The sequence below is a fragment of the Prauserella rugosa genome, from assembly GCF_000719975.1.
GTDB classification, from domain to species: domain Bacteria; phylum Actinomycetota; class Actinomycetes; order Mycobacteriales; family Pseudonocardiaceae; genus Prauserella; species Prauserella rugosa.
In genome coordinates, this window is record NZ_JOIJ01000022.1 from 40746 (window position 1) to 53292 (window position 12547).

Consider the following 12547-nt stretch of genomic DNA (forward strand, 5'->3'; position numbering starts at 1 on the left):
TGCAGTGCCCTCAGGCGGGCCCTGCGCTGGTGAGCCGTGTCAGGTACGCGTCGCGCGAGGGCAGCAGGTGCTCGCGGCACAGGTCGGCCAGCGTCTCGCTGTCGCCCGACCGGAGGGCGTCGATCATCGCCCAGTGCTCGTTCCTGCTGCGCGACAGATACTCCGGCGACGTGACCGTCACCGACCGGATCGCGTGTGCCATCTGGGCGTGCCGCTGGATCGCCTCCACCAGCACCGTGTTGTCGGACAGGCCGAACAGGGTGCGATGGAAGGCCGTGTTCGCCTTGGTGACGTCCCGCAGCTGTCCCGCGTCGACGCCGGCGTCGTGCCTGCGCTGGATCTCCACGAGCTCCTCCAATCGCTCCCCGTCGACCGGCACCGGGATCAACCGTGCACAGTGGACCTCCAGCAGCTCGCGGACCGCGTACAGGTCACGCACCTCCTTGGCCGTGTACGCCTTCACGAAGGCGCCCACGTTGGGTTTGCGCTCCACGAGTCCCCGGCTCTCGAGCTCCTGCAACGCACTGCGCACGACGTGCCGCTTCGCGGAGAACGCCCGCATGAGCTCGTCCTCGACGAGTCGTTCCCTCGGGAATCGCAGGCCGAGGACGATCTCCTCCTCCAGCTGCTCGAGCAAGGACAACGCGCTGCTACCTCCATGACGTCCGGGGTGGGTGAATCAGTTTCGCACGGGCGTTGCGCATGCTTCCACAACCGTGGTTAGATGTCGCCGTTTTCATCGGAAAGATTATTGATAATGAGGTCGATAATGGCTGACGGCGTGCGTGACGCGGACGACCCCACCCAGGGCATGACGCGAGGCCTGCCGAACTACGGCGACTCTGGGTTCTCGTTGTTCCTGCGCAAGGCGTTCATCAAGGGTGCGGGTTACACCGACGAGGCGCTCGACCGCACGGTCGTCGGCATCGTCAACACCGGCAGCGGGTTCAACCCCTGCCACGGCAACATGCCGCAGCTCATCGAGGCCGTGAAGCGGGGCGTGATGCTCGCGGGCGGACTGCCCGTCGACTTCCCGACGATCTCGTTGCACGAGAGCTTCTCCAACCCGACGAGCATGTACTTGCGCAACCTCATGTCGATGGACACCGAGGAGATGATCAACGCGCTGCCGCTGGACGCGGTCGTGCTCATCGGCGGTTGCGACAAGACCGTCCCCGCGCAGCTGATGGGCGCCGCATCGGCCGGCATCCCCGCGATCCAGCTCGTCACCGGCTCCATGCTCACCGGCGGCCACCGCGGCGAACGCGTCGGCGCCTGCACCGACTGCCGCGCCTTCTGGGGCAGGTACCGCGGCGACGAGATCGACGACCAGGAGATCTCCGAGGTCAACTCGAGCCTCGTCGGCAGCGTCGGAACGTGCTCGGTGATGGGCACCGCCAGCACGATGGCGGGGATCGCCGAGGCGATGGGCATCGCCCTGCCCGGCAGTGCCACGCCGCCCGCCGTCACCGCCGACCGCATGCGCATCGCCGAGCAGACCGGCACGCGCGCCGTCGGCATCGCGCGCGAACGGCTCACGATCGACCGGATCCTCACCGAGTCGTCGTTCGAGAATGCCCTGCGCGTGCTCCTGGCACTCGGCGGGTCGACCAACGGCATCGTGCATCTGGCCGCCGTGGCCGGCCGCCTCGGCTTCGACCTCGACCTCGAGCGTTTCGACCGGCTCAGCAGAGAGACCCCGGTGCTGGTCAACCTCAAGCCCGCAGGCACGCACTACATGGAGGACCTGCACCGGGCGGGTGGCATCCCGATGCTGCTGGAGCGCCTGCGCGACCTCATCGACCTCGACGCACTCACGATCACCGGGCGCACGCTGGGGGAGGAGCTCGCCGAGCGCGACACCTCGTTCCCGCAGGAAGTCGTCCGCCCGCGCGAGGACCCGATCTACCCGGCGGGCAGCATCGCCGTGCTGCGCGGCAACCTCGCACCCGGCGGCGCGATCATCAAGCAGGCCGCCGCGACCCCGGAGTTGCTCGAGCACACCGGACGCGCCGTAATGTTCGAGAACTCCGCCGACATGGCCGAGCGCATCGACTCCGAAGACCTCGACGTGCGGGCCGACGACGTCCTCGTGCTCAAGAACATCGGGCCGACCGGCGCGCCGGGCATGCCCGAGGCCGGCTACATCCCGATCCCCAAGAAGCTCGCCCGGCAGGGCGTCAAGGACATGGTGCGCATCTCCGACGGCCGCATGTCCGGCACGGCGCGCGGCACGATCGTGCTGCACGTCTCTCCGGAATCGGCGATCGGCGGTCCGCTCGCCTACGTCCGCGACGGCGACACCGTCCGGCTCAGCGTCACCGACCGCGTGCTCTCGCTCGAGGTGAGCGACGACGAGCTCGCACGGCGCGCCGAGGGCCAGCCCGTGACGCGACCGGCGACCCCGGCGCGCGGCTACCGGAAGTTGTTCGTCGACGAGGTCACCCAGGCCGAGGAGGGCGTCGACTTCCGCTTCCTGCAGGCCGAGTCCAAGCGCGGCGCCGTTCCTCGCGCCCGCTGACCCCGAGTTCTCCCCGCAAACCCCACTCTTTCCCTTTCGACACTCAATGGTGATGTCATGACACAGACGACGTGGACCCTCATCGCAGCGGCCCTGTCGATCGGTCTGCTGCTCGGCCTGGTGATCTGGGTCAAGCTGCAGGCCTTCATCGCGCTGCTGATCGCGAGCATCGGTTTCGGGCTCGCGACCGGCACCAACCCCACCGACCTCGTCGAACTCGTCGTCGAGGAGATGGGAGGCGGACTCGGCCAGGTGGCGCTCGTCGTCGGGCTCGGCGCCGTGTTCGGCCACGTGCTCCAACGCGCGGGCGCGGCCGAACAGCTCGCGTCGACGCTGATCAACCGGTTCTCCGAACGGAACGTCGCGTGGGGACTGGGCTTCGCCGGGTTCCTCGTGTCGATCGCGGTGTTCATCGACGTGGCGATCGTGATCCTCGTACCGATGCTGTACACGATCGCCAAACGGACCGGGAAATCCCTGCTGTACTACGGAATCCCGTTGTGTGCGGGCGTGAGTGTGACCCACACGTTCATCCCGCCGACGCCGGGACCGATCGCCACCGCCGGCGTGATGAACGCCGACCTCGGCCTGGTGATCCTGTTCGGTGTGCTGTGCGGCCTTCCCGCCATGGCGGTGGCCGGCCCCATCTTCGGCCGCTGGATCTCGAAGAAGATCTTCGTGCCGGTGCCGGAGGAACTGGACGCCTCGCGCGAGGACGGCGAGCGTGACCCGAACACCCTGCCGCGCTTCGGTGCCGTCGTCGGGGCACTGCTGCTCCCGCTGGTGCTGATCCTGGCGGGCACGACCAGCGAGGCGGTGCTCCCCGAGGGCAACACCGCGCGCACTGTCATCGCCTTCATCGGCCACCCGGTGATCGCCCTGCTGCTGACGTGCCTGTACACGCTGTACTTCTTCGGCGTCCGCCGGGGCTCCACCAGGGAGGACCTGCAGAAGATGACCACGTCGGCCCTGGGCCCGGCAGGCGTCATCATCCTCATCACCGGAGCGGGCAGCGTCTTCGGCGGTCTGCTCGTCGACTCGGGGATGGGCGACGTGCTCGCCGACTGGATGAGCGACATGAACATGCCGCTCGTGCTGTTCGGCTTCATCACCGCGTCGATCATCCGCATCTCGCAGGGCTCGGGCACCGTCGCCATGATCACCGGCGCGACGCTGACCGCACCGGTGGCGTCGACGATCGGCGCCAGCGACTCGGTCGTCGCGTTGACCTGCATCGCCATCGCCAGCGGTGCGGCCGCGTTCTCCCACGTGAACGACTCGGGCTTCTGGATGGCGAACCGCTACTTCGGGATGTCGGTGGCCGACACGCTCAAGTCGTGGACGGTGATGAAGACGATCGTGGGCGTCACCGGCTGTGGTGTCGCGCTCACCCTGAGCGCCTTCGTCGGCTGATACCCCGAAGCTCCCAAGGGCCCTATGGTCGCGTTCAACGCGACCATAGGGCCCTTGGGAGCACCTTCACGGGGTGGGAATGCCTGGTGGGGGTGGTGCGTTGAAGTGCGTGTCGGGCCGTCTGGCAGAATTAGCCCGCTGACGTCCGGCTCCGGTTCACCTTCGCCCGCAGGAACGACGCGGGAGGACCCGGAGCCACAGAGAGAGGACACCATGAAGAGCGGTATTCACCCGAACTACGTCGTGACCGAGGTCGTGTGCGGCTGCGGCAACACCTTCAGCACCCGGAGCACGCGCGAGTCCGGCCACATCTACGTCGAGATCTGCTCGGCGTGCCACCCGTTCTACACCGGTAAGCAGAAGATTCTGGACACCGGTGGCCGCGTCGCCCGCTTCGAGGCGCGCTACGGCAAGCGGGACAAGAAGTCCGGCGCCAAGTAGCTTCACCGACGGCGCCCGTGTCCGCCCCTGTGGCGGATGCGGGCGCCGTTCTCTGTTCCGGCGGACGCTCCGCCGGCAGGGTCCGCCGGGCTCGTCCCGGTAGTCGGTGATCGAACAAGGAGCAGTGCAGTGGAATCAGCGTCCCTTCAGGGGCTGCTCGACGAGTACGCCGAGCTCGAGACCGCCCTCGGCGACCCGTCCGTGCACGCCGACCAGACGCGGGCGCGCAAACTGGGCAGGCGTTACGCCGAGCTGTCGCCGGTCGTGAAGACCGTGAACGAGCTCGAGGGTGCCCGGTCCGACCTCGCCGCGGCCAAGGAGCTGGCCTCCGACGACCCCTCGTTCGCCGAGGAGGCCGCCCAGCTGGAGCAGCGGATCCCCGAGCTCGAAGCGAAGCTGACCGAACTGCTCCTGCCGCGTGACCCGCACGACGGGGCCGACGTCGTCATGGAGATCAAGTCCGGTGAGGGCGGCGAGGAGTCGGCGCTGTTCGCGGGCGACCTGCTGCGCATGTACCTGCGCTATGCCGAACGCTACGGCTGGAAGGCCGAGGTTCTCGGCTCCACCGAGTCCGACCTGGGCGGCTACAAGGACGTCACCGTCTCGATCAAGACCAAGGAACCGACCGCCGACGGCGTGTGGTCGCGGCTGAAGTTCGAGGGCGGGGTGCACCGGGTGCAGCGCGTGCCCGCGACCGAGTCGCAGGGCCGCATCCACACCTCGGCGGCGGGCGTGCTGATCTATCCCGAACCGGAGGAGGTCGAGGTCGAGGTCGACCCCAACGACCTGCGCATCGACGTCTTCCGCAGTTCGGGGCCCGGCGGGCAGAGCGTGAACACCACCGACTCCGCCGTGCGCGTCACGCACCTGCCGACCGGCATCGTCGTGTCCTGTCAGAACGAGAAGTCGCAGATCCAGAACCGGGCTCGCGCGATCCAGGTGCTCCAGGCCCGGCTGCAGGCGATGGCCGAGGAGGAGGCCGCGGCCAAGGCCGCCGACGCCCGCCGGTCACAGGTGCGCACGGTCGACCGTTCCGAGCGTGTGCGCACCTACAACTTCCCCGAGAACCGCATTTCCGATCACCGCGTCAACTACAAGGCCTACAACCTCGACCAGGTGCTGGACGGCGACCTCGACGGCGTGCTCGACGCGCTGCAGTCGGCCGACCGCGAGGAGCGCCTCGCCGAATCGCAGTCCTGAGGCGACGACGAACGTAGGGTTGACGAAACGGTTTTCGTCTTTCCTTTTCCCGGAATTCCTTGCGCCGCAACGAAAATCCTGTTAGCTGCCGTATTCTCCCGGTCTGGCCAGGTGCCGATGGTCACGACTCGATTGTCGTCGTCGATCGAATTGCACCGTTTCCCGCACTTTCCGGCGCTGCCTCGTGCATTCTGTCGCCGGAAGGGTCGTTGCCGGAATCGAGTGGAGGAGCGGTGTGCATGGCCCCGCGGGATCGCCGGGCTCAGCTCGACGAGCTCGCACGGCTGCTGTCGGCCTGTGGCGAGGGTACGGGCGGTCTGTCCGTCGTCACCGGTTGCCTCGGCAGCGGCAAGACGGATCTGGTGCAACGATTCGCCGACGAGGCAGCGGGCAGCGGCGCGCTGACCCTGTACGCCACAGCCGTGTGGAGCGAGGGTTCGTTACCGGGCGGCGTGCTGGACCAGCTCTTCCGCGGAGCTCGGCTGCCACCCGACCTTGCCGATCGCGTAGCCCGGTTGCTGACCTCCCACGCCGAACGCCGAGAGCCGAGCGCTCCGGTGCGTGGGGTGGGCGCCGAGACCCGGTTCCTGAACGACCTGGCGAGCCTGCTGCTCGAGCTGTCCCGTGACCGGCCCGTGGTGGTCGTGGTGGACGATCTGCAGTTCGCCGACTCGCTGTCGCAACAGTTCGTCCTTCACCTGCGGCGCCGACTCTCGTCCGCGCGCATCCTGCTCGTACTCGGCGAATGGGACCTGCCCTATCCGCTGTCGCCCGGTCTCCGCGCAGGAGGGGGCGCGGTAACCCGCATACGCTTGCGGCGGCTCAACGTCGAGGAGATCACCGAGCAGCTGGCCGAACGGTGGGGCACCGAGCGTGGCCGGCAGCTGGCCCCCGCCTGGCACGATGTCACCGGAGGTAACCCCGCGCTCGTCGAAGCTCTGCTCGCCGATGCCGCGGCGGACCCTCCGTCCGTCCCTCCACAGCCGGGGGAGGCCACGACCGCCGCTGTTCTGGCTGCGTTGCAGCATGTCGGCCTCGTGACCCGCCGGATCGCGCAGGCCATGGTGATCCTCGGTGAGGACGGGGAACCGGAGCTCATCGCCCGGCTGGCCGAGGCACGTGTCCATCAGGTCCGGCACGCGATCGAGTTGCTCGGCGCGGCCGGGATCACGTGTGGTCTCCGCCTGCGTCATCCCGCGCTGGCCGCTGTCATCGCCGACGGCATGGAGGCGACCGAGCGGGCCGAGTGGCATCGGCGAGCGGCCCGCGAGCTCTACCGTCGGGGCGGGGAGGCCCGCGACATCGCGCGGCACCTGCGCGCGCTGGGCGGTGCGAGCGCCGCCGAGCTGCCCTGGGCGGTGGAGGTGCTGCGGAATGCGGCCGAGCAGGACCTGCGCGGCGATCGGATCACCGCGGGGATCGCCTCGTTGGAACTGGCCTCGGCACTGGCCGGCGAGCACGATCGGCTCGACACGACCAGGGAACTCGTCCGCGCGCTGATGCTGACCAGCCCCTCGGCGTCGTCGGCGGTCGTGTTCCCGGTGCGGCGTGAACTCTGCGACGGGGCGCGGCGCGGTCGTGATCTGCTGATCCTGCTCTGGCTCGGTCTCGGGACGGGCGACGGGGAACTCGTCGATCGGGTGCTCACGCGCTGCCGCGAGATTCCCGAGGCGTTCGACCCACAGACCACGGCGGAACTCAGAGTGCTGTGCCGGTTCCACGGTGTCGAGGCTGGTGTCGATCTTCCGGCGGGCTGCGATGATGCCGGACTGCCCGACGACCCGTGGGTGGAGGTGGCCGAGGCGCTCGGCGGATTCTGGGCCGGGCGGATCGACGTGCGGTCGGTCGATGCCGCGGAACACGTCCTCCGCAGCAGCCGACCCGGGGAGACCCCACCGGAAGTGGGGGCGACGGCATTGCTCGTGCTCCTCTATGCCGATACCGATGCCGATACGGATGCCGAGACCGGCGCCGAAACCGGCGCCGACCGCGATGCCGGTGCCGATGTCGGCCCCGGGGGTCGGGGAGCGCGGGCGGAGCGCTGGTGCCGGCACGTCATCGACAGTGCCGCGGGCCGCGGAGCGGTGACCTGGCAGGCGGTGTTCGAGGTCGTGCGCGCCCATCTGGCTCTGCGGCGAGGAGCTCCTGCCGAGGCAGAAGCGCTCGCGACCTCGGCGCTGACGTTGCTTCCGGCGCAGAGCTGGGGAGCATCGGTCACCTACCCCGTCGGGGTCCGGCTCCTGGCCGCCGCGCAGCTCGGCGACACCGAACGCATCGAGGAGGCGCTGCGAATCCCGGTTCCCGAACCGGTGTCGGTCAATGCCATGTCGCTGTTCCATCTGCGTGCTCGCGGACACGCGCAGCTTGCACAGGGCCGGGTCCTGGCGGCCGTGAGTGACTTCCGTGAGTGCGGCAGGCAGATGGAGAAGTGGGGTGCGGACGTGCCGCTCGTCGCCGCATGGCGCGTCGATCTCGCCGAGGCCAGTGCCGCACTCGGTCGGTACGACACCGCACGGGATCTCCTGATCCGTCAGCTCGAGCATCCGAACACCGACCGCCGAACGCGAGACGTTGCGCTGCGAATGCTGGCCGGGCTGCCGGAGGGCGATGCCGTTGCCGGGCTGCCGGCCGGGCCGGCCGGCCTGGTGCCGGAAGCCGGTGTCCGGGCCGAAGGGCCGAAGCTCCGAGACGCGGCGGCGTGCGTCTGTCCGCTTCACGGCGGGCACGCGGACGAGCAGGAGCAGGCCGGGCCGTCGTTGAGCGAGTCCGAGCGGCGGGTGGTCGAACTGGCCGTGGCCGGGCGGACCAACCGGGAGATCAGCCGTGAGCTGTACATCACCGTGAGCACGGTCGAACAGCATCTGACGCGGGTCTACCGCAAGTTCGGGGTCGCCGGCCGGGCGCAGCTCGCCGACGTGCTGGGGCCGGACGTGCTGGGGCCGGACGTGCTGGACCGCGATGCCGCTGCCGGCGATCCGGCCGTGCGGATGTGAACGTTGCGAGACGTCGATCGCCTGTCCACAGGAGAAGGACGCGACCAGAGAAGAAGGAGCTGCCCGTGACATCCGAGTCCAGCTGTCGCATCTGCGGTGAGGCGGTGGCCGAGTTCCTCGACTTCGGAATTCAGCCGTTGTCCGACGCGTTCCGGGAGCCGTCCGACCCTGCCGAGGAGTTCACCTATCGGCTGGCGGTGGGACGGTGCGCCGGCTGTGGCATGGTCCAGCTCGTCAACGAGGTGCCTCGGGAGGCCATGTTCCACGACGACTACCCCTACGTCTCGCGGGGTTCGGCCGTGATGCGCGAGCACTTCGGTGCGCTCGCGCGCCGATTCCTGGAGACGGAGTTGGCCGGTGAGGACCCGTTCATCGTGGAGCTGGGCTCCAACGACGGGACGATGCTCGCGACCGTCGCCGCCGCGGGGGTACGGCATCTCGGGGTGGAGCCCTCGGGCGATGTCGCCGACCTGTCCGCGGCCGAAGGTGTCCGCGTGCGCAAGGACTTCTTCGAGGAGTCGACCGCGCTGCAGATCGCCGAGTCCGACGGCCTGGCCGACGTCATCTACGCGGCCAACACGCTGTGCCACATCCCCTACATGGATTCCATCCTGGCCGGTGTGCGGGCGTTGCTGAAGCCGCACGGGGTGTTCGTGTTCGAGGATCCCTACCTCGGCGACATCGTCGAGCGGACCTCGTTCGACCAGATCTACGACGAGCACTTCTTTCTCTTCAGCGCCCGCAGTGTCGACGAGATGGCCCGCAGGCACGGGCTCGAGCTCGTGGACGTCGAGCACCTGGAGGTGCACGGGGGCGAACTGCGCTACACCCTCGCGCTGCCCGGGGCGCGGCGGCGTTCGGAGGCCGTCGGCCGGTGGCTGTCCACCGAGGACTCGGCGAGGCTGGGCGAGCAGGACGTGTTGGAGGAGTTCGCCGCGCGAGTGCATGCCGTGCGCGACGATCTCGTGTCCCTGCTGAGCCGTCTGCGCGACGAGGGCAGTCGCGTCGTCGGCTACGGTGCCACGGCCAAGAGCGCCACCGTCACCAACTTCTGCGGTATCGGGCCCGAGCTCGTCGAATTCGTGTGTGACACGACGCCGGCCAAACAGGGCAGGCTGACGCCCGGCTCGCACATCCCGGTCCGGCCGCCGGAGGCGTTCCGCGGCGGTGACGGTGGTGCCGGAGGAAACGGATATCCCCCGTACGCGTTGCTGTTCGCGTGGAACCACGCCGAGGAGATCATGGCCAAGGAGCAGGCCTTCCGCGAAGCCGGGGGCCGCTGGATCCTGTACGTGCCGACGGTGCGTGTGGTGTGACCGCCCCGGACATGACCGGACTGCGCGTCGTGGTGCTCGGCGGGACGGGGTTCGTCGGGTCGGCGGTGGCGGACCGGTTCGTCAGGGCGGGAGCAACGGTCCGGTCGGTGTCCAGGGGCGGAGCGGCATCGGTGTCCGGAGTGGATGTCGTCGCCGCGGATCTGACCCGGCCCGGTGCGGTAGCCAGGGCGGTCGCGGGCGCGGACGTGATCGCCTCGCTCGTGCTCTACACCGGCAGCGGAAGCTACCGGGTGGGCGCCGAGCACGCCGAGGCGGCCGCGGAGGTGAATGTCGAGGTCGCGCACGCGGTGTCGGGCGCGGTGGGCTCCGGCGGTGGGCCGACGGTCCTGTGGGCCGGGTCGACCTCCCAGGTCGGCGCGGGTGCGGGTGAACGGATCAGCGTCGACGGCAGCGAGCCCGACCGGCCCACCACCGAGTACGACCGGCAGAAGTGCGCCGCCGAGGCGCATGTACTCGGCGCGGGCGGGATCAGCCTGCGGCTGCCGACCGTGTACGGCCGTTCCCCCGGCGGTCTGGACCGCGGCGTGGTCACGGCGATGATCCGCAGGGCCGTCGCAGGTCAGGCCCTGACCGTGTGGGGCGAGGGAGGCATGCTGCGGGACCTGGTGGCGGTCGACGACGTGGCGCGGGCGTTCGTCACGGCCGCGGCGCACGCACCCCGCCTCGCAGGCAGGAAGTGGGTGCTGGGCTCGGACCGCGGCGTCAGTGTGCGGGACCTGTTCGAGAGGATCGCCCACGCTGTCGCCGCGCACGCGAACAGGGCACCGGTTCCGGTCGTGTCCGTGCCGCCCCCGGCTCACGCTACGGACATGGATCTGCGCGGCCTCGTCGCCGACCCGTCCGCGTTCCGCGCAGTGACCGGCTGGCGCACCGACGTCGACCTCGACGACGGGCTGGCCGAGACCGTTCGAGCGGCGGCACCGGACGGTACGGTCCGGGACCCCTAAACCCGCGGATAGGGGGAACGTACGGATTGACCGGCCCGGGTACGCCTCGTGAAGCTGGCAGACACCGGTCCCTCGCACGTCGGCGCCGCCTCGGGCCGGCTCCACTCGGCGGAGGAGTAGTTCTGTGGTCGCCCCTTCCCGCATGTCGACTGCCCGTGCGCTGCGCAGCGGCGTCGACGCGCGGGTCACCGCGTCGCTGTTGGCACGCAAGGGGAGGTTCGGCGGGGTCGACGATGCGCACGGGTGGCTCGCGGACGCGGCCCGCGGACGTCGGATGGAGACGACTCGCGTGCCGATCGACGAGCTCGCGGGCTGGCGCAGGGACGAGTCCAACGGCTACCTGAGGCACGAGACCGGTCGCTTCTTCAGTGTCGAGTCGGTGGCCGTCGAGGTGCGCGGCAGTGGCGCGGCGTCCGACGCCGCTGAGTCCAGCGGCGTGACGCGGTGGTGTCAGCCGATCATCAACCAGCCGGAGATCGGGATTCTGGGCATCCTGGTCAGGGAGATCGACGGGGTCCTGCATTTCCTCATGCAGGCGAAATCCGAACCGGGCAACCCCGGGGCTGCGGTCCAGCTGTCCCCGACCGTGCAGGCGACCCGCAGCAACTACACGGGAGTCCACAAGGGACGTTCCATCCCGTACCTCGACCACTTCCGGGATCCGGTCTCCGGCGCGCTCGTCGACATTCGCCAGTCGGAGCAGGGCGCCTGGTTCTATCGCAAACGTAACCGGAACATGGTCGTCGAGGTCGGCGACGAGGTCGACGTGCTGGACGGATTCCGCTGGCTCACGTTGGGTCAGATCGCCGCCCTGCTGGCCGTCCCCGACCTGGTCAACATGGACACCAGAACCGTGCTTGCCTGCTTGCCCGGCGGTGGAACGGCCTTGAGCGGGGCGCTGAGCTCGGCGTCCGCGGGAGGCTTCCGCGACGCACTGGGGCGGTCGGCCGACCCCGGGGCGCCCGCCGTGCACACCACGGAGGAAGTGCTCAGCTGGATCACCGCCGCGCGCACGCGCACCGATCTGAGCGTCGAATCGTGCCCGTTGCACGGTCTACCGGGATGGCAGGAGCACGACGGCGTCATCTCCCACCACAGTGGACGGTTCTTCTCCGTGGTGGGAGCACACGTGCGGGCCGAGGGGCGCGAGGTCGCATGCTGGTCGCAGCCGATGATCGAGCCGGCGGGAACGGGCGTCATCGCGTTCGTCCTGAAGCGGATACAGGGCGTACTGCACGTGCTGGTCCACGCTCGCTCCGAACCGGGATACGCCGATGTCGTGGAACTGGGACCGACGGTGCAATGCGACCCCGGCAACTACGCAGGACTGCCCGCATCGGCGCGGCCGCGGTACCTCGACACGGTGCTGTCCGCACGCGACGTTCGGTTCGACACCGTGCTGTCCGAGGAGGGCGGCCGGTTCCTGGGCGCACGTAATCGATACCTGGCCGTGGAGGCCGACGTCGAGCCGGCAGCCGACGACCCGGACTACCGGTGGTTGACGTTGGCGCAGCTCGACGAGCTGCTGCGGCACAGCTTCTACGTCAACATCCAGGCCAGGACGTTGGTGCTGTGCCTGCGCGCGGCTGCGGTCGGCTAGGGCGTGTCTGACAAATTTAGTGTTTGGCGGCTGGGATGCTGCTGGTCGTGTCGCGGTTTCAGTTGCTCTCGGATGCTCAGTGGGCGTTGATCGAG

The 12547-nt window shown here is 69.4% G+C and carries 9 protein-coding genes; 8 read left to right on the top strand and 1 reads right to left on the bottom strand.

Annotated elements, in window-relative coordinates; translation table 11 throughout:
* Positions 1-10: 10 nt before the first annotated feature.
* On the bottom strand, positions 11-643 hold the full coding sequence (locus IF64_RS0121920; protein ID WP_030534051.1) for a GntR family transcriptional regulator: 633 nt from the start codon (positions 641-643) through the stop codon (positions 11-13).
* Positions 644-769: 126 nt separating this feature from the next.
* Here IF64_RS0121920 and IF64_RS0121925 point away from each other — a divergent pair, with 126 nt between their 5' ends.
* From IF64_RS0121925 to IF64_RS0121960, 8 genes are all read left to right on the top strand, one after another.
* Complete coding sequence (locus IF64_RS0121925) at positions 770-2521, top strand: IlvD/Edd family dehydratase (protein ID WP_030534052.1); 1752 nt, start codon at positions 770-772, stop codon at positions 2519-2521.
* A 57-nt stretch (positions 2522-2578) separates the two neighbouring features.
* Positions 2579-3934, top strand: coding sequence for a GntP family permease (locus tag IF64_RS0121930; RefSeq protein ID WP_030534053.1), 1356 nt, complete (start codon positions 2579-2581; stop codon positions 3932-3934).
* Positions 3935-4147: 213 nt separating this feature from the next.
* On the top strand, positions 4148-4375 hold the full coding sequence (rpmE, locus tag IF64_RS0121935) for a 50S ribosomal protein L31 (protein WP_030534054.1): 228 nt from the start codon (positions 4148-4150) through the stop codon (positions 4373-4375).
* A gap of 129 nt (positions 4376-4504) precedes the next feature.
* Positions 4505-5575, top strand: a complete 1071-nt coding sequence (gene prfA / locus IF64_RS0121940) for a peptide chain release factor 1 (RefSeq protein ID WP_030534055.1) — start codon at positions 4505-4507, stop codon at positions 5573-5575.
* Positions 5576-5814: 239 nt separating this feature from the next.
* On the top strand, positions 5815-8568 hold the full coding sequence (locus IF64_RS0121945; RefSeq protein WP_051758064.1) for an AAA family ATPase: 2754 nt from the start codon (positions 5815-5817) through the stop codon (positions 8566-8568).
* 65 nt (positions 8569-8633) lie between these two features.
* Positions 8634-9884 (top strand): class I SAM-dependent methyltransferase, encoded by a 1251-nt coding sequence (locus IF64_RS0121950; RefSeq protein WP_030534057.1) that lies wholly within the window; start codon positions 8634-8636, stop codon positions 9882-9884.
* Entirely contained in the window at positions 9881-10852 is a 972-nt protein-coding gene (locus IF64_RS0121955; protein ID WP_246134749.1) for an NAD-dependent epimerase/dehydratase family protein, read from the top strand. Before IF64_RS0121950 ends, IF64_RS0121955 begins: the two co-directional genes overlap by 4 nt.
* A 142-nt stretch (positions 10853-10994) precedes the next feature.
* Entirely contained in the window at positions 10995-12452 is a 1458-nt protein-coding gene (locus tag IF64_RS0121960) for an NDP-hexose 2,3-dehydratase family protein (RefSeq protein ID WP_036877521.1), read from the top strand.
* Positions 12453-12547: the final 95 nt, after the last annotated feature.